We start from the raw sequence: 20,316 nt of genomic DNA, 5'->3' as shown, positions 1-20,316 counted from the left end.
GCCGCCTCGCCCCGTACCCCGTCGGACCGTCAGCCCGTCCCGCCCCCGTTGTCGGTGTTGCCCCCGACGAGGCCGGTCCCGGCGTCCGTACCGGCCGAGTTGCCCGCCGAGTTGGAGCCGGGCCCGCCCGGGTCCGTACCGCCGCTGTCGTCGGTCGGCGTGACGGGCGTCTCGCCCGTCGGGTCGCCGGTGTTCCCGCCGTCGGAGGTGCCGCCGTCCGCCGTGCCCGTGTCGGGCGAGGAGGGGGTGTCCGACGGCGTGTCGGACGGGGACGGCGTATAGGCCGGCTTCTGGGAACGCTGGTAGTCCGGGTAGCTGTTGCCGCCCGAGGAGTTGTCCGTGCTGGCCTCCTCCGAGGACTCCGACTCGGAGGGGCTCGCGCTCGGGCTCGACTCCTCCTGGCTCGGGGAGTGCGTCACCGGGTTCTTGGTGTCGTTCCCGTCGTCCGTCGTGGTCATGGAGTTCAGCGCGTACGCGACCCCCGCGATGATCGCGACCACCGCGAGCGCGACGAAGAGCAGAAGCTTGCCGCGCCCGCCGCCGCCGTTGTCGTAACGGCCGCCGTTGTACCCCGCGCCGTACCCGCCGTTGTACCCGCCGTCGTTCGGGTTCGCCGGCGGCAGTATCGGGCCCGCGGCGGTCTCGCCGTGCGGCGGGTGGCCCATGGCGGTCGTCGCCGCCATGCCCATCGCCGGGGTGTTGCCGCCCATCATGTGGGCGTCGACGGGGCCGGTGTTCCACGTACCGGTGTGGCTGCCCTGCTGCTGGATCATCTGGAGCCCGTACTGGACGAGTCCGCGCATCTCCTCGGCGCTCTGGAACCGGTCGTCCGGCTCCTTCGCGAGCGAGCGCATGACGAGGCCGTCCAGCTCCGGCGGGGCGCCGTCGGTGACCTCGGAGGGCGGTACGGCGGTGTCCTGGACGTGCTGGTAGACCACGGAGAGCGGGGTCTCGCCGGTGAACGGGGGCCGCAGGGCGAGCAGTTCGTAGAGCAGGCACCCCGTGGCGTACAGGTCGCTGCGGTGGTCGACCGCCTTGCCGAGGGCCTGCTCCGGCGAGAGGTACTGCGGCGTGCCCATGACCATGCCGGTCTGGGTCATCGTCGACTGCGCGCCGTGCAGGGCGCGCGCGATGCCGAAGTCCATGACCTTGACCGCGCCCGTGTCCGTGATGATCACGTTCGCGGGCTTGATGTCGCGGTGCACGATGCCGTGCTGGTGCGAGTAGGCGAGCGCCTCCAGCACCCCGGAGACGATGATCAGGGCCTGCTCCGGCGGCGGGGCGTCCGCGGAGAGCAGCAGGTCACGGATGGTGCGGCCCTCGACCAGCTCCATCACGATGTACGGCACGGTCTGCCCGTTGACGGTGTCCTCGCCGGAGTCGTACACCGCCACCACCGCATGGTGGTTGAGGCCGGCGACCGACTGGGCCTCCCGCGTGAAGCGGGCCTTGGAGACCGGGTCCTCGGCGAGATCGCCCCGCAGCAGCTTCACGGCGACGATGCGCCCGAGCCGTACGTCCTCGGCCGCGAACACCTCGGCCATGCCGCCGCGGCCGAGGCGGTGGGTCATCCGGTAGCGGCCGTCGCCGACCGTCCCCCCGACCAACCCGTTGTCGCCCCAGGAGTCCGCCGCATCCGACACTCCGCCGCCTGCTTCGGGTTCGGGTGCCATCAGTCCTCGCCGTCGTATCTGTCCGCGTGGTGACGCGCCGCGCGCGCGGTCCGCGGGTGGTCTGTGTGTCTCGGGGTTGGGTCTCGGGGTTGGCTATGGCACATCACGCTACAGCCTCTGTGTGACACGCCGGTCCAGGATGGACCGGCCATGAAACCCGCAGCCGCGCGGACCATGCAAATTACGTGCTGTTCCTGTAACGCTTCCGAGACGCTTGTTGTGTCTACGGTCACGGAACGGGCACCCCGCTTGACGTGTCAGTGCCCTACGGCAGACTTGGCCAGTAATAAACGGGATCATCGCGCCAGTATCGCCGCGAGACCGGAGCGAGACCGCCGCGCGAGTACGACCGCTTCACCGCGCGCCGATGGGGGAGGACAAGGCATGAGCCACGACGGCGCGCAGGGCCGTTATGCGGGCGGTTCGGTCGCGGGCGGCCGGTACCAGTTGCGGGATCTGCTCGGCGAGGGCGGCATGGCGTCCGTATACCTCGCGTACGACGCGGCGCTCGACCGGCAGGTCGCGATCAAGACACTCCACACGGAGCTGGGCCGCGAGCAGTCCTTCCGGGAACGCTTCCGCCGCGAGGCGCAGGCTGTGGCGAAGCTGTCACACACCAACATCGTCTCGGTCTTCGACACGGGCGAGGACACGCTCGACGGCGCGTTGATGCCGTACATCGTCATGGAGTACGTCGAGGGGCAGCCGCTCGGCTCCGTGCTCCACCAGGACGTCCAGCAGTACGGCGCGATGCCGGCCGACAAGGCGCTCAAGGTGACGGGCGATGTGCTGGCCGCGCTGGAGACCAGCCATGAGATGGGCCTGGTCCACCGCGACATCAAGCCCGGCAACGTGATGATGACCAAGCGCGGCGTCGTGAAGGTCATGGACTTCGGTATCGCGCGGGCCATGCAGTCGGGTGTCACCTCGATGACGCAGACGGGCATGGTCGTCGGTACGCCGCAGTACCTCTCGCCCGAGCAGGCGCTGGGGCGCGGCGTGGACGCCCGCTCCGACCTCTACTCGGTCGGGATCATGCTCTTCCAGCTCCTGACGGGCCGGCTGCCGTTCGACGCGGACTCGCCGCTGGCGATCGCGTACGCGCATGTCCAGGAGGAGCCGCCGGCGCCGTCCAGCATCAACCGGTCGGTGACACCGGCGATGGACGCGCTGGTCGCGCGGGCGCTGAAGAAGAACCCCAACGAACGCTTCCCGAGCGCGGACGCCATGCGCGAGGAGTGCCTGCGGGTGCTCACGGCGGGGCAGACCGGCGCCCCGGCGATCGTGCCGGGCTCCGCACAGCCCGGAGCGAGCGGCTCCGGGGTGGGCGCCGCGGTCTTCCCGCCGGTCGACCAGACGGGGCAGCCGCAGAGCGCGGCAGGCGTCCAGACGCCGTACCAGCCGCAGCCCGCGCCGAGCCCGTACGGCCCTCCGACGCCCGCCCCGGCGTCCCCGTACGGCGCGGTGCACACCCCGCCGCCGACCCACCCGCAGGGCCAGGGGTACGGCTACCCGCAGGCGGCCCCGTCCCCCTATCAGAGCGCGCAGACGGCGCCGCAGGCGTACGGCATCTCGCCGCAGGGCGCGGCGGGCGGGAGCGGCGGCGGCTCGGGCGGCAAGCGGAACACCCCGGTGATCGTCGGCGCGATCGCTGTCGCGGTGCTGGCGATCGGCGGCCTGATCACGGCCCTCGCCCTGAACAAGGACGACTCCACCGACAACAAGGCCGACCCGTCGAGCAGCGGCAGCGCGTCGGTCTCGGCGGACCACCGCCCGCCGGAGCGGAACCGGACCATCGAGGCCGACAAGTGCACGGACGCCTCCACGGACAGCCTGGACCCGGGCAAGGTCCGCGCGCCCGACCTGCGGTACAAGGACATCATCTCGGTGAAGGACTGCCTGCGGCAGGCGGGCTGGACCTGGAAGGAGCCGAAGAAGCAGAACGACGGCTCGCAGGCCGAGGACATCGTCATCAGCCAGTACCCGGCCCCGAACACGGCGGTCCTTCCCAAGGACCAGGAGTTCGAGCTGACCATCTCCACGGGGGATCCGGGGTAGAGGGCCTTCCCGGCGAGGCCACCGGGCCGGGGGGCACATCCCGGTGGCCCGTCACGTCACGTCACGTCACGTCACGTCACGTCACGTCACGTCACCGCACGGATGGCGTCACATCACCGGACGAAACGTCACATCACAGCACGGATGGACAGGCACCGGAGAGGCATACGGCACCGGCTCACTCGTTGTGGTGACCGCCGTCCGATCGCGCCCGCACGGTCCGGGATGCCCGTGAGACTCGCGCTGTGGCCGAGAGCAGAGCGACCCCGCCCACGACCCGGGGCGGGCTCGCGCGGGCTTTCGGACGATTCCGCAAAAGAAGTCCCACCTGCAAGGACGGAATACTTTGCGTATCGGCATCCCGGCGCTGTACGCCCCTTTCCCCTACCGGAGGCAGCCCGTCTATCGAGCACTCGAAGAAGCGTGCACGGATTGGCTCGCGAGCTTAAATCCGCCTCTCGACGACGAACAGCGGAAACTTCTCGCGAGCTGTAATTCCAGTGCGGCGAGCCGGGTGTTCTGCTCCGACATTCCCACTGAATTGCTTCAGCCCTTCCACGACTGGGCCGTGGTGGCCACCTTTTTCGACAAGGTGATCCTCGGCACTCCGCCGGTCAGCCGCGACATCGCGAAGATGGCCGAGATCGTGGACACCGTGATGACGGCGATGGAGTCCCCGCTCGGCAAACCCGCCGGCGAAGATTTCTTCATCACCGCCTGGAAGTCGCTCGCCGACCGGATCCGTTTACACGCCGCACCGTCCGTCATGACCCGCTGGCTCGAAGGGCATCGCCAGTTCTTCCTGGGCCACCTGCACCAGCAGGCACTCGCCCTGGCAGGACGCCAATGTGATCTCGACACCTATGCCTGCCTCAGAAGGAAGACATTCTGGGCCCCCGTCGTACCGCCGGCCATGGAAATGTCCCGGGGTGACGACCTGTCCGACGCCTATCTGAACCACCCTGAACTCCAGGCGATGTCGCAGGCCGCCCAGTTGCTGTGGGCATGGGACAACGACATCTTCTCCTACGGCCGGGACTTCCCCGGATGTCTCGGCGGTCCGGAAATCCGCGAGGGGCAGGAGGTGAACCTGGTGGAGATCATCAGGACCACCTACCGGTGCGATCTCCCGGAAGCCTTCGAGCGCGCCGTCCGCCTGCGTAATCAAATCATGGTGCTCTTCACCCGCCTCAGTGAGGAATTCACCCCTCACGACGATGCGGTACGCACCCATATCGGCGACCTCGGCAGATCGGTCAGCGGAAATATCGCATTCCATCATGCCCACGATACGGATTGGTACTGCTGCGCCGGACACACATCGAGCACCCGCCCGCAGATCACCCTCGGAAGCAGCATCACGGACATCTCCCCGCCCGAGGCAGGCGATCCACTGCCCTGGCGGTCCATCGGCTGGTGGTGGGAGCTGGTCCCGTCCGTGCCGGCCGGCCGGAACGCCGACTGAGCGGGGCACCGCCCACCCCCGGCCCGGGGGCGGGTGGAGGGAAGGTCCGAGATGCCGGTTCCGGTGGGGCGTGTGACGCTGATTCGGTGAGTTCGACTCCCCCGCTCCGGGTCTCCGGGGTGACCGTGGTGGCCGTCGCGGCGCTGCTGATGGGTGCGCCCGCCGTGCCGGTCGCGTACGGCGCGTCTTCTGCCGTACGGGTGGAGGCGGCCGGGGAGGCGGTCGTACGGGCGGAGGCGGCCGAGGAGTCCGGGAGGTTCGGGGCGTCCGGGGAGTCCAGGGAATCCGGGGCACCCTTCGCGCCTTCGGCGCCCTCCGCGCCCTCCGCGCCCCTCGTGGCGCCGGGGGGCGTTCCTACGCCTGCGGCCGTGGAGCCGCCCCGGCCCGTACGGCCCGTACACCCCCCGAAGGGCGGGGACGCCGAGGAGTCGTCCGCCGACGGGCCCGCCAAGGGGCTGGAGGGCAAGGAGGGCAAAGGGCTGGAGGGCAAGGGGGTGGAGAGCGGTACCGGAGCCGCGGCTTCCGGGGCCGCCACGGTGCCTTCGGTCCCGCCCCGCGCTTCCGGGTCGGCGTCGCCCTCGGCCGTACCGTCCGTCGAGGCGGCGCGGCCCGCGCGTACGGCCGCGCCCGCCGCTCCGCGCGTACGGGAGGACGGCGCGGGCGAGGAGGCGGGCGCCGCCGACGAGGCGCTGCCCGAGGAGGTCGCGCCGATTCCGGAGGAGTCCGCCATCCGCCCCCCGGCCACCGACACCGTGCACGAGCGGGACCCCGCCTTTGTCACAGGCGCGTCCCGACGTTCCCTCTCCGTGCTCACCCTGGGGACCGGTATCACGCTGGTCGGGCTCGGGTTCGGGTTTCTCGGGCTCCGACTGCGACACCGCTGACCTGCGGCTTCGTGGGCATCGTCGGCGTCCGTCACCTCTTGCGCACCCCTTGAGTAGTCCTTGAGGAGGACGTTCCACGTCACCCTGAGGTCGCTTGCAGGCCACGACATACTCGGTATAGATACTGAGTATGTCGATTCGCCACGGGCTGCTGGCCCTCCTGGAACAAGGCCCCCGCTACGGGTCACAGCTCCGTACGGAGTTCGAGTCACGTACGGGGTCCACCTGGCCGCTCAACGTGGGCCAGGTCTATACGACCCTCGCCCGGCTCGAACGGGACGGCATGGTCGTCCAGGACGGCGAGGACGCCGCCGGGCACGCGCTCTACGCGATCACGGACGCCGGCCACGCGGAGCTGGGGGCTTGGTACCGCACCCCCGTCGACCGGGCCAGCCCGCCCCGCGACGAGCTGGCGATCAAGCTCGCCATGGCGGTGGGCGCGGCCGGGGTCGACATCAGGGAGGTCATCCAGGCGCAGCGCCACCACACGGTCAAGGCCATGCAGGACTACACCCGGCTGAAGACACGGGCGCTGGACCCGGCGCCGGCCGACCGGGACGAGGTGGCCTGGCTGCTCGTCCTGGAACAGCTGATCTTCCAGACGGAGGCCGAGGCACGCTGGCTCGACCACTGCGAGGCCCGGCTGATCCGTCTCGCGCAGAAGGCGGAGGCGGACCGGGGGAAGGCCGGGGACGCGGGGGCCGCGGGGACGGCAGGGGACACGGGGGCGGCGGGGGCGGCGGGGGCGGCGGGGGAGACCGGGGCAGCCCCAGCGGCGCCCGAGGCCTCGGGCCGTACCGGGGGCGGCGCGCGCGAGGGCCTCTCCAGGCTGGTGTCCGCCAAGCCCGCGCGCCGTTCGGGCGGTCGCCCGTAACCCCGTAACCCCGTCGCCTCACCCGCCGCTCCGGCACCTCACGCCACTACCGCACCCATCACATCCCTAGGGGGACCCATGCCCAGCGAGTCACATCAGCCACACCAGCCCTACCGGCAACAGCGGGACGCCGACTCGGGCCGGAGCCCCGTCCTGCGGCTCCAGAACCTGACCCGCGTGCACGGCAGCGGCGCCACCGAGGTGCACGCCCTGCGCGGGATCAACCTCGATGTCTTCCCCGGTGAACTCGTCGCCGTCATGGGCCCCTCGGGCTCCGGCAAGTCCACCATGCTGACCATCGCGGGCGGCCTCGACCTGCCCACCTCCGGCAGCGTGATCATCGAGGGCACCGACATCACCACCGCCGACCGCAAGACGCTCTCGGCCCTGCGCCGCCGCAGCGTCGGCTACGTCTTCCAGGACTACAACCTGATCCCCGCCCTCACCGCCGCCGAGAACATCGCGCTCCCCCTCGAACTGGACGGGGTCTCCGCCCGCAAGGCGCGCGTCCAGGCGCTCGCCGCGCTCGCCGAGATGAACCTCGGACAGCTCGCCGACCGCTTCCCCGACGAGATGTCCGGCGGCCAGCAGCAGCGCGTCGCCCTCGGCCGCGCGCTCGTCGGCGAGCGGCGTCTCGTCCTCGCCGACGAGCCGACCGGCGCCCTCGACTCCGACACCGGCGAGGCCGTGCTCGGGCTGCTCCGGGCCCGCTGCGACGCCGGCGCCGCCGGGGTCCTGGTCACCCACGAGCCGCGCTTCGCCGCCTGGGCGGACCGGGTGGTCTTCCTGCGGGACGGCTCCGTCGTGGACCAGACCCTGCGCAGCGACGCGGACTCGCTCCTCTCGGGTCAGGCGGCCGACCGGTGAACGCCTGGTACCACTCCTGGCGCGCCGCGCTCCGTATCGCCCGCCGCGACGCCGTACGCCACAAGGGCCGCAGCGTCCTTGTCCTGGCCATGATCGCGCTGCCCATCCTCGGTGTGTCCGCCCTGGACCTGACCGTACGCAGCTCCGAGCTCTCCACCGCCCAGACCATGGACCGGGAGCTGGGCGCCGCCGATGCCCGCCTCACCGCCGGATACGGCGACGCCGCCATTTTCCAGAATCCGGCCGGCGACAATTACCAACCGGCGAAGGGAAAGGAAGAGGGCGGCCTGCCGGAGGAGGACCAGGAGACCGACATCCTGAAGGCCCTGCCGGCCGGTGCCACCGCCGTGCGGGACGACCAGGGGACGGGGAAGTTCCGTACCGAATACGGCTCGCTCAACGCGAACATCCGGGAGCTGAAGGCCACCGACCCGGTCGCCCGGGGCATCATGACCCTGGTCAAGGGCCGCTTCCCCGAGAAGAGCGGCGAAACCGCCGTGACCACGCGCTTCCTGGAGGAGAGCGGGCTGAAGGTCGGTTCGAAACTGGCCGCCCGCGGGCTGGACGCCGAGTACCGGATCGTGGGCTCGTACGAGCTGCCGAGCGACCTGCACAGCAGTGAGGTCAACGCTCTTCCCGGCGCGCTGCTGGAACCGCTGGACCAGGCGCTGAAGGCCGAGAGCCTGATGAGCTGGGGCATCACGCGCAGCTACCTGGTCAGTCTGAAGGGCTCCGGTACCGGTGGCTCCGCCGGCTCGGACAGCAACGCCGGCTCGGCTGGTTTCACGTGGAACATGGTCAAGGAGGCGAACACCAAGGGCGTCCTGGTGATATCGCGGGCCGTGGCCCTCGACCCCCCGGCCGACTCCGACGTCCCGCTGTACCAGGTCGACGGGTACGCCGACTACAGCGGCGGCGGCCTCGGCCAGGTCGAACTGGCCATCATCGGCACCGTCGTCGGCCTGGCGATGCTGGAGGTCTGTCTGCTGGCGGGCCCCGCCTTCGCGGTCGGCGCCCGGCGCTCGCGCCGTCAGCTCGGCCTGGTCGGGGCCAACGGCGGCGACCGGCACCACATCAGGGCCATCGTGCTCAGCGGCGGTCTGGTGATCGGGGTCGCCTCGGCCGTCATCGGTACGGTCCTCGCGCTCGGCCTCACCTTCGCGCTCCGCCCCGTGCTGGAGGAGTACATCGGCAAGCGGTTCGGCGGCTTCGAGATCCGGCCGCTGGAGCTCTTCGCCATCGCACTGCTCGCCGTGGTGACCGGGCTGATCGCCGCGCTCGTCCCGGCGATCACCTCCTCCCGGCAGACCGTCCTCTCCTCGCTGACCGGCCGCCGCGGGGTCCGTAGATCCAGCAGGGTGCTGCCGGTCATCGGGCTGATCGCGATCGCGGGCGGCGCGGCGATCGCCCTGTACGGGTCGATGGTGTCCGAGTCGTTCGTCATCGTCGCGGGCGGCAGCGCCCTCGCCGAACTGGGTGTGGTCGCGCTGACCCCGGCCCTGGTGGGGCTCTTCGGCCGGATCGGCCGCTGGCTGCCGCTCTCGCCGCGACTGGCGCTGCGGGACGCCGTACGGAACCGGGGGCGCACGGCCCCCGCCGTGGCCGCCGTGCTCGCCGCCATCGCGGGTACGGTCGCGGTCTCCACGTACGCCGCGAGCAGCGACGCCGAGGCGGAGGCCGGGTATGTGGCCCAACTGCCGGCCGGTGCGATCAGCCTCTCGGTCGCCGAGGGCAACGGGCGGGAGGTGCCCGCGCTGCGCACGGCCGTCGAGAAGAATCTGCCCATCGACGTCCGGGCCGACGTGGACCGCGTCAACATCGGCAAGCCCACCTGCTCGCAGTACGGCGAGGAGAAGGGGTGCGGGCAGTTCGAGATCCTCGTCCCCGAGGCCAACCGGTGTCCGCTGTGGGAGGACGACACGGAGGACAAGTTCACCACGGCCGAGCGCCGCAAGCTCGCCAAGGACCCGCGCTGCGCGCTGAACGACTACTACATGGCCGCCGCGGGCAACACACTGGTCGGCGACGCCGCGGTGCTGAAGGTGCTCGGCATCGACGACCCGGAGGCGGAGAAGGCGCTGGAGGAGGGCAAGGCCGTCTCCTTCGACCGGCGGAACGTCGCCCAGGGCGACAAGGTCGACATCCGGGTGATCAACGACGTCCAGGCCTACCGGAAGGCGCAGGACGAGCGGAGCAAGGAGCTCCCCGGCGACATCACGTCCGTGCCGGTGCACCAGGTCCGCGACGGCGTCAACGCCTATGGCCTGGAACTGCTGATGACCCCGGCCACCGCGAAGGCCGCGGGGCTCGGCACCGCCCCGTACGGCGCGTACTACACCACCAGCTCGAAGCCGACCAGCGCCCAGGAGCAGAAGCTCAACGCCGAACTGGACAAGAGCGTCTCCGAGGCCGACCTGCGGATCGAGGCGGGGTTCGTCCCCGAGCACGACATCGTCCTGCTGGCGCTGACCGTCTTCGCCGGTCTCGTCACCATCGGCGCGGCCGGCATCGCCACCGGCCTCGCCCAGGCCGACGCCGAGGCCGACCAGCGGACCCTGGCGGCGGTCGGCGCGCCGGGACGGGTGCGCAGGACGCTCAGCGGGTTCCAGTGCGGTGTGGTCGCGGCGATGGGGGTGGTCCTGGGCTCGGTGGCCGGGGTGCTGCCGGCCGTCGGGCTCCGCCTCACCGAGCTGCGCGAGCGGGAGGGGTGGTACCAGGAGGCGCTGAACAGCGGGTCGAGCCAGAGCGCGCCGTACGTGCCGATCGTCATCCCGTGGTCCACGCTGGCCGCCCTGCTGGTCGTCATCCCGCTGGGTGCGGCGCTGCTGGCGGCGCTGGTCACCCGCTCGCACCGGACGCTGGGCCGCAGGGAAGCCACATGACCCGGGCGCGCCGGGACGCGTAGCCCTGGCGCGCCGGGATCCCTGCCCCGGCGCACCGGGACGCGTGCCCCGGGCGGCACCGGCCGCGTGACGCCGGGCCACCCGGCCGTGCCCCCGTACGGAGACCGTCCGTCTCCGTACGGGGGCACGCGCGTGCTGACGCACTTGTGCGAGACAATGGACCGCATGGAGATGCCGAGGAACGAACGGTCGCAGGAGAGCCCCCATGTCCTGGTGGTGGGACAGGACGGGATGGCGCTCGGCGGCGGCGGTGGGGCCGATGCCGAGGCGCGTGAGATCCCGGTGACGGACATGGTGGAACAGCCCGCGAAGGTCATGCGCATCGGCAGCATGATCAAGCAGTTGCTGGAGGAGGTGCGCGCGGCTCCTCTGGACGAGGCCAGCCGGGTGCGGCTCAAGGAGATCCACGCCGGTTCGGTCAAGGAGCTGGAGGACGGGCTCGCCCCCGAGCTGGTGGAGGAGCTGGAGCGGCTGTCGCTCCCCTTCACCGACGAGGCGATCCCCTCCGAGGCGGAGCTGCGCATCGCGCAGGCCCAGCTCGTGGGGTGGCTGGAGGGCCTCTTCCACGGGATCCAGACGGCGCTGTTCGCCCAGCAGATGGCGGCCAGGGCCCAGTTGGAGCAGATGCGGCGCGCGCTGCCGCCCGGCACGGTCCCGGAGGACGAGGCCGAGCCGGGGCACGGGGCGGTCCGCTCGGGCCCGTACCTCTGAGCCGTACCCCCCGGGGTCACGGTCCGGCGCACCACCGCGCGCCGGACCGCGCCCTCGTACGCCCCCTGTAGGCCGCGCGGTCCCGTACACCCCGCAGGCCCGCACGCCCCGCAGGCCCGTAGGCCCCGTACACCCCGCAGGCCCCGTGGGCCCCGTACGCCCCACGGGCTTCAGGCGGTGACGAGCAGCACCTTCCCGATATGGGTACCGCTCTCCAACGCCCGGTGCGCGTCCGCCGCCCGCTCCATCGGCAGCGTACGGTCCACCACCGGCCGGACCTGGCCGCGCGCGATCAGCGGCCAGACATGCTCCCGTACGGCCGCGACGATGGCGGCCTTCTCGGCGAGCGGGCGGGCGCGCAGCGAGGTCGCGGTGATCGCGGCCCGCTTGCCCAGCAGGGCGCCGAGGTCGAGTTCGCCCTTCACCCCGCCCTGGAGGCCGATCACCGCGAGGCGGCCGTTGACGGCGAGCGCCCGTACGTTCCGCTCCAGATACTTGGCGCCGACGATGTCGAGGATCACATCGGCCCCCGCGCCCTCCGTGGCCTCCTGGATCTCCGCCACGAAGTCCTGCTCGCGGTAGTCGATCAGGATGTCCGCGCCCAGCTCCGCGCAGCGGGCCAGCTTCTCGGGGCCGCCCGCCGTGACCGCGACCCGCGCGCCGACCGCCTTGGCGAGCTGGATCGCCATCGTGCCGATGCCGCTGGCGCCGCCGTGCACGAGGATGGTCTCGCCCGGCCTGAGGTGGGCGATCATGAACGCGTTGGACCAGACCGTCGTGGCCACCTCGGGCAGCGCCGCCGCGGTGGCCAGCTCCACCCCCTCCGGTACGGGCAGGAGCTGCCCGGCGGGTACGGCCACCCGCTCGGCGTAGCCGCCGCCCGCCAGCAGGGCGCACACCTCGTCGCCCACGGCCCACCCGGCGACACCGGGCCCCACCTCCGTGATCCGGCCCGCGCACTCCAGCCCGGGGTAAGGGGAGGCGCCGGGCGGCGGGTCGTAGAAGCCCTGACGCTGGAGCAGGTCGGCGCGGTTGACGGCGCCGGCCACCACCTCGACCAGCACCTCCCCCTCGGCGGGTACGGGGTCGGGGACCTCGGCCCAGACGAGCGCGTCGGGGCCACCGGGTTCCGGAATCGTGATCGCATGCATGGCCGCGAGGCTACCCCTGAGGCCGGGAGGCCACCCCTGAGGCGGGCGGGAGAGGCGGGACCTCATGGCCGGGAAGGGCGGCCTCCTCCGCTCAGGAAGGGAGATGCGACTCCGTAGGGCTCGTCGCCCGGACGATGGTGATCAGACGGTCGGTGAGCTGGAGCGGGCTCGCGGCCGGGTCGTCGTACCCGAGCAGCCGGTGTCCGCGCAGCACGCTCACCACCAGGTCGTCCGTCTCCCGTACGTTCCGCCCCACCTCGGCCTTTATCACCGGGCGTTCGACCAGGTCGAGACCGCTGCCCTGCTGGATCAGATCCTCCATCACCGTACCGGCGCTGGGGCTGAGCACGGAGAGCCCGAGCAGCCGGCCGGCGGCGCTCGCGCTGGTGATCACGGCGTCCGCGCCGGACTGGCGCAGCAGCGGCGCGTTCTCCTCCTCGCGCACCGCCGCGACGATCTTCGCCCCCCGGTTGAGCTGACGTGCGGTCAGGGCCACCAGCACCGCCGTGTCGTCGCGCTGCGTGGCGATGACGACCTGGCGGGCGCGCTGGAGTTCGGCGCGCAGGAGCACATCGCTCCGGGTGGCGTCGCCGACGACCCCCACGAAACCCTCCGCGTTGGCCGCGTCGATCACCTTGTTCGACGGGTCGACGACGACGATCTGTTCCTTCTTCAGCCCCGTGGCGCAGAGCGTCTGTATCGCGGAGCGCCCCTTGGTGCCATATCCGACGATGACGGTGTGGTCACGCAAGTTGGACCTCCAGCGGTTCAGCCGCCACTCCTCGCGGGTGCGTTCCGTGAGGACTTCGAGAGTGGTTCCGACCAGGATGATGAGGAAGCAGACCCGCAGCGGGGTCACGAGCAGGATATTCACCAGCCGGGCGCTGTCGCTGTACGGGACGATGTCGCCGTACCCCGTCGTGGAGAGCGTGACGGTCGCGTAGTAGACGGAGTCGAGGAAGTCGACGGACTCGTCCGCGTTGTCGTGGTAGCCCTCCTTGTCGATGTAGACGAGGAAGACCGTCAGCGCGAGCACGAAGAGCGCCATCAGCAGGCGCCGGGTGACCTGGCGCAGCGGAGCCACCGCTCTGCGACGCGGCAGCTTCACCCGGGCGGTGATCAGATACTCGTCCGCACGCCGGGCCATCGCATCCTGGCCGGGAAGTTTCACGTGAAACACCCTCCATCGACCGATGCCGTGGCGTTCCACGGCAGGTCGAGCACTTCCAGATCGTCGCCCGGCCGCGCACCACCGGGCTTCACCACCGCGAGCCCGTCCGCGACGGCGATACCGCGCAGCATGGCCGGACCGCTGAATCGCAGCGGTACGAGTCCTTCGTCCCGGTGGGCGAAGGGGATCAGCCGGGTGTCGGACGGGTGCCCGTGCACCGCGTCCCGTACCGGTACGTGGTACGGCGTCCTCGGCGCCCTGCCCGCGAGCGCGCGGAGCACCGGCTCGACCAGGGTGAGGAGCCCGGAGACCGCGGCGAGCGGGTTGCCGGGGAGCCCGACGAAGAGCCGTCCCGGCGCCCGCCGCGCCAGCAGCATGGGGTGGCCGGGGCGTACGGCGACCCCGTCCACCAGGGGTTCGGCACCGATGCGCTGAAGCACCGTATGGACATGGTCGACAGGACCGGCGGCCGTGCCCCCCGTGGTGATGACCAGGTCGGCCGTGGACCTGGCGACGGCGCGGCGCAGGGCTTCGGCGTCGTCGCGGAGCTGGCGGGTGGCGGTGACATCGGCGCCGAGGGCGCGCAGCCAGGGCGCGATCAGGGGGCCGAGGGCGTCGCGGATCAGCCCGTCGTGGGGGAGCCCTTCGGCGAGCAGTTCATCGCCGAGGACCAGCACCTCGACGCGGGGGCGCGGGATGGCGGGCACATCGTCGTATCCGGCCGCCGCCGCGAGGCCGAGCACGGCGGGGGTGATCACGGAACCGGCCGGCAGCAGGCGCTCGCCGGAGCGGCACTCCTGACCGCGCGGGCGGATGTCCTGGCCCTGGGTGACGGCGCGCCGGGCGTGGAGATACCCGGCGGCGTCGGTACGGGCGTGCTCGCTGCGGACCACGGCGGTCGCGTCGGGCGGGATACGGGCGCCGGTGGCGATCCGTACCGCGGAGCCGTCGGGGAGCCGCGCGTCGGAGACCTGGCCCGCGAGCAGTCCGTGCCCGCCATCGCCGTCACCCCGTACCCCCCAGGGCCCGGGCCCGGCGACCGCCCAGCCGTCCATGGCCGAGGTGTCGAAGGGCGGCAGATCGGTGAGCGCGACCAGCGGCTCGGCGAGCGCACGTCCGAGCGCACGCTCCAGGGAGACCCGCTCGACGCGCCCGGACACCCCCACAACCCGCCCCGCGAGCGCCCGGGCCTCGGCCCAGGCCATTCCTCGGTGCCGGTTCACGGAACGCCCCTCCGCGGATGCGGCTGTTCCGGCAGCGCGCCCGCCACCGCTCTCCCCCCGCCTCCGAGACGCCTCACGGCCCCGATCCCGACCGACCAGGGCCAGGACATCATCGACCCCGTCGATTCCGCCCTCGGTGCGCGGGCCGGATCCCGGGACAGCGCCCCGCCCGGCCGCCGAGCCCGCGTCGGCCCCGGCGGCCCCTTCGGCCCCGGCTTTCCGGGACGAGCCGGTACGGCCCGTACGTGTGCCCTGATCGGCCTGGTCGGTGCGGCAGCCCGCAGCGCCTGCGGGGCGGTTGCGGCCGACCAGGTTCAGGGCGTCGTCGCTGCCGTCGTCGGCCTCGGGGGCCGGGGCATCGTCGGGGTCGGGGGCCGGGGCATCGTCGGGGTCGGGGTCCGGGGCCGTCTCCGGGGCGGGCTTGCGGGGGCGGGGGGAGCGGGTGGCCCGGGGGCGCTTCGCGGGGCCGGGGCGCTCGCGGTCATGGGCGGTCATCCTGCGTCGGCCCCCTTGGCGCCGCCCGTGTCGTCGCCCGGGGTCGCGGCCTCGGCCGCCCAGCGCTGGGCCAGCGCCGCGGCCTTGCGGGCGGCTTCCGCGACGGCTTCGGGGCCGTCTCCGCCGGCCTTGGCCGCCGCGTAGCCGACCAGGAAGGTCGTCAGCGGGGCGGCGGGCCGGGCGACGCCGTGCGCGGCATCGCGGGCGAGGTCCAGGAGGACCTTGACGTCGACGTCCAGCTCGATGGCGAGTTCGTCCTTGACTGCGGTGATCCATTCGTCCAGCACGGTCCCATGCTCCCTGATCCGGGCCCGCGCCGCGGAGACGTCCTCCCAGGTGTCACAGTCGAAGGAGGCGAGCGGCCCCGCGTCGACCCGGGTCAGGCCGAGTTCCTGGGCGAGCAGCCGCAGCGGGAGCCCGCCGAGGCTGCCGTACTCCGTGGCGAGCAGGGCGATCTCGCGGCGCAGCGGCTCCGCGCGGTACGCCGCCACCAGCGGCTGGTCCCGCCCGTCCGCGTCGGTGAGCAGCGCCGCCTCCGCGCCGCTCCCGTCGAGCGCGTCGACCAGCCGCCGCACGGTCGCCCGGGAGAGGAACGGCAGGTCGGCGGAGAGGACGACCACGGTCCGGGCATCACGCCGTACCGCACGCACCCCCGCGTCGAGCGCGGCGAGCGGCCCGCCGCCCGGCGGCTCCTCGCGCGCCCAGCGGACCGGCCGGGCCGTCGGGCGCCGCCCGCCCACGACCACCGTGTCGGCGGCCCCGTCGCACGCGGCGAGCACCCGGTCGAGCAGCGCCCGGCCGCCGACCCGTACCCCGGGCTTGTCGACGCCGCCGAGCCGTCTGGCGGCGCCTCCGGCGAGCACGATGGCGTCATACGCGGAATACGCGGTCATGGCTGCATTATGTGCCGTGCCCACCAGTTCGCGGCACGGCAGGTCGCCGTATCTTCTTCGCCGGCCGCTTCCCCGCCTGCGCCTGTGGCGGCCCCGGACCCAGGCCCGGGCCCAGGCCCGGGGCCGGGCCTGGGTCCGGGGCCGGGGCCGCCACCGTCCGGGCGCGCTCCGGGCCGGCGCCCCTGGTGGCCCCGTACCGACCGGTCCCGCCCCGCTACAGCGCGCGCAGCAGCACCGCCGGCTGTTCGACGCAGTCCGCCACGTACCGCAGGAAGCCGCCCGCCGTACCGCCGTCGCAGACCCGGTGGTCGAAGGTGAGCGAGAGCTGGACGACGTGACGGACCGCCAGCCCGCCCTCGTGCACCCAGGGTTTGGGGGCGATACGGCCGATGCCGAGCATGGCCGCCTCGGGGTGGTTGAGGATCGGCGTGGAGCCGTCGACGCCGAAGACCCCGTAGTTGTTGAGCGTGAACGTGCCGCCCGTCAGCTCCCGGGGCGTCAGCGCACCGGCCCGGCCCGCCTCCGTGAGCCGCGCGAACTCCTCGCTCAGCGACTCCACGGAGCGGGTGTGCGCCTCCCGTACGACCGGGACGACCAGCCCCCGTTCGGTCTGCGCGGCGAAGCCGAGGTGCACCTCGGGCAGCCGCACGATCTCCCGCGCGGCCGTGTCCACGGTGGAGTTCAGCTCGGGGTGCCGGGCGAGCGCGGCCGTGCAGATCCGGGCGAAGAGCGCGATCAGCGAGATCCTCGGCCCGCCCGCCGCGTTCATCGCCGTACGGGTCGCCAGCAGCTCCGTGGCGTCCGCGTCGACCCAGCAGGTGGCGTCCGGGATCTCCTGGCGGCTGCGGGTCAGCTTCTCCGCGACCGCGCCCCGTACCCCCCGCAGCGGCACCCGCGTGGCACCGGGCGCCACCACGGAGCTCCGCGCCCGCGCGGGCGGCCGCGGCGCGGCGGCGGGCGGCGCCACGGGCCGCGGCGGCACGCCCGGAGGCGCGGGGGCCACGGAGACCACGGCGGCCACGGGGACGCCGTCCCGTATCGCGCGTTCGACATCGCACCGCAGGATCAGCCCGTCCCGGCCGGTACCGGTGAGCGCCCGCAGATCGACGCCGTGCTCCCGGGCGAGCCTGCGCACCAGCGGCGAGACGACCGCGACCGGCCCCGCCACCGCCGCCCCGGCCGCCCCCGGCCCGTTCGCCGCCCCGCTCGGGACGGCGTGCGGGCCGGTACGGACGTCGCCCCACGGCCTGACCCGGCGCCTGCGGGCGGCCGGCGCGCCCGTGCCGTACCCGACGAGCACGTTCCCCGACGCCCCGTCCCCGCCCGAAGAGGCCGAGGAGGCACCTGAAGAACGGGAAGCAGAGGGAGAGGAAGGGGAAGAAGGAGAGGCGGGCGGAGAGGCGGCCTGAGAAGGGCCCGCGGAGGGGGCCGGAGAAGACGCGTCCGCCCCGGATTCCGGCGCGCCGACCGCCACCGTCAGCAGCGGCGCCCCGACCGGCAGCTCCGTCCCCTCCTCGCCGAAGCGCGCCGTCACCACGCCCCCGTAGGGGCAGGGCACCTCGACCATCGCCTTGGCGGTCTCGACCTCCACGACCGGCTGATCGACGGCGACCACATCCCCCACCGACACCAGCCAGTGGACGATCTCCGCCCCGGTCAGCCCTTCACCGAGGTCAGGCAGTTTGAATTCCAGCACCTGCGCCATCAGCTCTCCGTCTCCCACTGGAGCCGCGCTACCGCGTCCAGCACCCGGTCCACTCCCGGAAGATGGTGCCTCTCCAGCATGGGCGGCGGATACGGAATGTCGAATCCGGCCACCCGCAGGACCGGCGCCTCCAGATGGTGGAAGCAGCGCTCGGTGACCCGCGCGGCGATCTCCCCGCCAGGCCCGCCGAAGCCCGTCGACTCGTGGACGACGACCGCCCGCCCCGTACGGCGCACGGATTCCGCCACCGTCTCGTCGTCGAACGGCACCAGCGAGCGCAGGTCGACGACCTCCAGGTCCCACCCTTCCGCACGGGCCGCCTCCGCCGCCTCCAGACAGACCGGGACCGAAGGACCGTAGGTGAGGAGCGTGGCGCTGGAGCCCCGGCGCCGGACGACGGCGCGCCCGATCGGCCCGACGGCCGCCGGCGCCTCCGGCGACCACGCCGCCTTCGACCAGTAGAGCCGCTTGGGCTCCAGGAAGACCACCGGGTCGTCGGAGGCGATGGCGGCCCGCAGCAGCCCGTAGGCGTCCTCGACCGTGGCGGGGGTGACGACATGGAGGCCGGGCGTCGCCATGTAGTACGCCTCGGAGGAGTCGCTGTGGTGCTCGACCCCGCCGATCCCGCCCCCGTACGGCACCCGCACCGTGATCGGCAGCGGCAGCGCGCCCCGCGTACGGTTGCGCATCCTGGCCACATGGCTGACGAGTTGTTCGAACGACGGATAGGCGAAGGCGTCGAACTGCATCTCCACGACCGGCCGCAGCCCGTACATCGCCATCCCGACGGCCGTCCCCAGGATGCCCGCCTCGGCGAGCGGCGTGTCCGTGCACCGCTCGTCCCCGAATTCGGCAGCGAGCCCGTCGGTGATCCGGAAGACCCCGCCGAGCGTGCCCACGTCCTCGCCGAGGACATGGACCGCCGGATCCTCGGCCATCGCGTCGCGCAGCGCGCGCCGGAGCGCCTGCGCCATCGTCGTGGGGGCCGCTGCGACGGCGGCCCGCTCGGCAACTGTCCCGGTCATCGCCGCTCACCGGCCCCTTCGCCGGCCGCGTCCGACTCCGCGGCGGCCTCCAGCTCGGCCCTGAGCTGGGCCTCCTGCTCGCGGAGTTGCGCGGTCCGCTCGGCGTAGACGTGCGCGAACAGCTCCATCGGGTCGAGCACCGGGTCCTCGTTCATCCGCTCGCGCAGCCGCGCCGCCATCGTCTCGGCCGACTCCGCCGCCCTCCTGACACCCTCCTCGTCGAGCACCCCGCGCCCCGTCAGCTCGCGCTCCAGCAGCCGCACCGGGTCGTGCGCCCGCCAGCTCTCCACCTCGTCCCGCTCCCGGTAGCGCGTCGCGTCGTCGGCGTTCGTATGCGCGTCGAGACGGTACGTGACCGCCTCGATCAGCGTGGGGCCGCCACCGGAGCGGGCTCGGTCCAGCGCCTCGCCGACCACCTCGTGGACCGCCACCACGTCGTTCCCGTCGACCAGGCGGCCCGGCATGCCGTACCCGACCGCCTTGTGGGCCAGGGAGGGCGCCGCGGTCTGCTTGGCGAGCGGCACGGAGATCGCGAAACCGTTGTTCTGGACGAGGAAGACGACCGGGGCGCGCCATACGGCGGCGAAGTTCAGCGCCTCGTGGAAGTCGCCCTCGCTGGTGCCGCCGTCGCCGACCAGGGCGAGCGCGGCGACCTCGTCGCCCTGGAGCCGGGCGGCGTGCGCGAGCCCCACGGCGTGCGGCAACTGGGTGGCCAGCGGGGTGGAGAGCGGCGCGATCCGGTGCTCACGCGGGTCGTAGCCGGTGTGCCAGTCGCCGCGCAGCAGCGTCAGCGCCCGCACCGGGTCGAGCCCGCGCGCCACGGCGGCGAGCGTGTCGCGGTAGCTGGGGAAGAGCCAGTCGCGCTCCCGCAGCGCGAGCGCCGCGGCGACCTGGCAGGCCTCCTGGCCGGTGCTGGACGGGTAGACGGCGAGCCTGCCCTGCTTGGTCAGCGCCGTGGCCTGCGCGTTGTACCTGCGGCCCCGTACCAGCTCGGTGTAGAGCCGCAGCAGCAGCGCGGGGTCGGCCCCGGCCACGGCGTCCGTACCGAGCACACGGTACGGCTCGGGGTCGGGGAGCAGCGGTGCGGGATCGGTCCGCGGCCGCCAGGCCGGTGGCGGAACGGGCGGACGGGCCGCGGCGGCGGGCAGTCCCTGGACCGGCGTGTCCTGAACCGGTGTGCCCTGGACCGGTGGTGTGTCCTGGACCGGCATGCTGCTC

15 protein-coding genes are annotated in these 20,316 nt (G+C 72.9%); 7 read left to right on the top strand and 8 right to left on the bottom strand.

Annotated features, from left to right (window positions below; translation table 11 throughout):
* Positions 1 to 29 precede the first annotated feature (29 nt).
* Positions 30 to 1,673 carry a protein kinase gene (locus tag AB0O07_RS30825; RefSeq protein ID WP_365639483.1) on the bottom strand — a complete coding sequence of 548 codons (1,644 nt, stop codon included), beginning with the start codon at positions 1,671 to 1,673 and terminating at the stop codon, positions 30 to 32.
* Between the two features lie 384 nt (positions 1,674 to 2,057).
* On the opposite strand from AB0O07_RS30825, the gene AB0O07_RS30820 reads away from it, so the two are divergent.
* From AB0O07_RS30820 to AB0O07_RS30790, 7 genes are all read left to right on the top strand, one after another.
* Positions 2,058 to 3,731 carry a protein kinase gene (locus tag AB0O07_RS30820; RefSeq protein ID WP_365639481.1) on the top strand — a complete coding sequence of 558 codons (1,674 nt, stop codon included), beginning with the start codon at positions 2,058 to 2,060 and terminating at the stop codon, positions 3,729 to 3,731.
* 346 nt (positions 3,732 to 4,077) lie between these two features.
* On the top strand, positions 4,078 to 5,196 hold the full coding sequence (locus tag AB0O07_RS30815) for a terpene synthase family protein (protein ID WP_365639478.1): 1,119 nt from the start codon (positions 4,078 to 4,080) through the stop codon (positions 5,194 to 5,196).
* 86 nt (positions 5,197 to 5,282) lie between these two features.
* Positions 5,283 to 6,080, top strand: coding sequence for a hypothetical protein (locus tag AB0O07_RS30810; protein WP_365639476.1), 798 nt, complete (start codon positions 5,283 to 5,285; stop codon positions 6,078 to 6,080).
* Positions 6,081 to 6,210: 130 nt separating this feature from the next.
* A complete protein-coding gene (locus AB0O07_RS30805; protein ID WP_365639474.1) occupies positions 6,211 to 6,954 on the top strand; it encodes a PadR family transcriptional regulator in 744 nt (247 codons plus the stop codon).
* 78 nt (positions 6,955 to 7,032) lie between these two features.
* Positions 7,033 to 7,821 (top strand): ABC transporter ATP-binding protein, encoded by a 789-nt coding sequence (locus AB0O07_RS30800; protein ID WP_365639472.1) that lies wholly within the window; start codon positions 7,033 to 7,035, stop codon positions 7,819 to 7,821.
* On the top strand, positions 7,818 to 10,703 hold the full coding sequence (locus tag AB0O07_RS30795) for an ABC transporter permease (RefSeq protein WP_365639470.1): 2,886 nt from the start codon (positions 7,818 to 7,820) through the stop codon (positions 10,701 to 10,703). The genes AB0O07_RS30800 and AB0O07_RS30795 overlap by 4 nt, the downstream gene beginning before the upstream one ends.
* A gap of 186 nt (positions 10,704 to 10,889) precedes the next feature.
* A complete protein-coding gene (locus AB0O07_RS30790; protein WP_365639468.1) occupies positions 10,890 to 11,435 on the top strand; it encodes a bacterial proteasome activator family protein in 546 nt (181 codons plus the stop codon).
* Between the two features lie 170 nt (positions 11,436 to 11,605).
* On the opposite strand, the gene AB0O07_RS30785 is transcribed toward AB0O07_RS30790, so the two are convergent.
* The 7 genes from AB0O07_RS30785 to pdhA form a co-directional block, all read right to left on the bottom strand.
* Positions 11,606 to 12,586 (bottom strand): NAD(P)H-quinone oxidoreductase, encoded by a 981-nt coding sequence (locus AB0O07_RS30785; protein WP_365639465.1) that lies wholly within the window; start codon positions 12,584 to 12,586, stop codon positions 11,606 to 11,608.
* 91 nt (positions 12,587 to 12,677) lie between these two features.
* A complete protein-coding gene (locus AB0O07_RS30780) occupies positions 12,678 to 13,733 on the bottom strand; it encodes a potassium channel family protein (RefSeq protein ID WP_365639641.1) in 1,056 nt (351 codons plus the stop codon).
* Between the two features lie 20 nt (positions 13,734 to 13,753).
* Positions 13,754 to 15,475: a molybdopterin molybdotransferase MoeA gene (locus tag AB0O07_RS30775; protein ID WP_365639462.1), complete on the bottom strand. Its 1,722-nt coding sequence runs from the start codon at positions 15,473 to 15,475 to the stop codon at positions 13,754 to 13,756.
* Positions 15,472 to 16,368 carry an NTP transferase domain-containing protein gene (locus AB0O07_RS30770; protein WP_365639460.1) on the bottom strand — a complete coding sequence of 299 codons (897 nt, stop codon included), beginning with the start codon at positions 16,366 to 16,368 and terminating at the stop codon, positions 15,472 to 15,474. The genes AB0O07_RS30775 and AB0O07_RS30770 overlap by 4 nt, the downstream gene beginning before the upstream one ends.
* A gap of 214 nt (positions 16,369 to 16,582) precedes the next feature.
* Entirely contained in the window at positions 16,583 to 18,073 is a 1,491-nt protein-coding gene (locus tag AB0O07_RS30765; protein ID WP_365639458.1) for a dihydrolipoamide acetyltransferase family protein, read from the bottom strand.
* Positions 18,073 to 19,098: an alpha-ketoacid dehydrogenase subunit beta gene (locus tag AB0O07_RS30760; protein WP_365639456.1), complete on the bottom strand. Its 1,026-nt coding sequence runs from the start codon at positions 19,096 to 19,098 to the stop codon at positions 18,073 to 18,075. The genes AB0O07_RS30765 and AB0O07_RS30760 overlap by 1 nt, the downstream gene beginning before the upstream one ends.
* On the bottom strand, positions 19,095 to 20,309 hold the full coding sequence (pdhA, locus tag AB0O07_RS30755) for a pyruvate dehydrogenase (acetyl-transferring) E1 component subunit alpha (protein ID WP_365639638.1): 1,215 nt from the start codon (positions 20,307 to 20,309) through the stop codon (positions 19,095 to 19,097). Before pdhA ends, AB0O07_RS30760 begins: the two co-directional genes overlap by 4 nt.
* Positions 20,310 to 20,316: the final 7 nt, after the last annotated feature.

The organism is Streptomyces sp. NPDC093085, from assembly GCF_040683935.1.
Taxonomy (GTDB): domain Bacteria; phylum Actinomycetota; class Actinomycetes; order Streptomycetales; family Streptomycetaceae; genus Streptomyces.
Note: the sequence above shows the minus strand (reverse complement) of the source record. Positions and strands in the feature narration are given on the sequence as shown.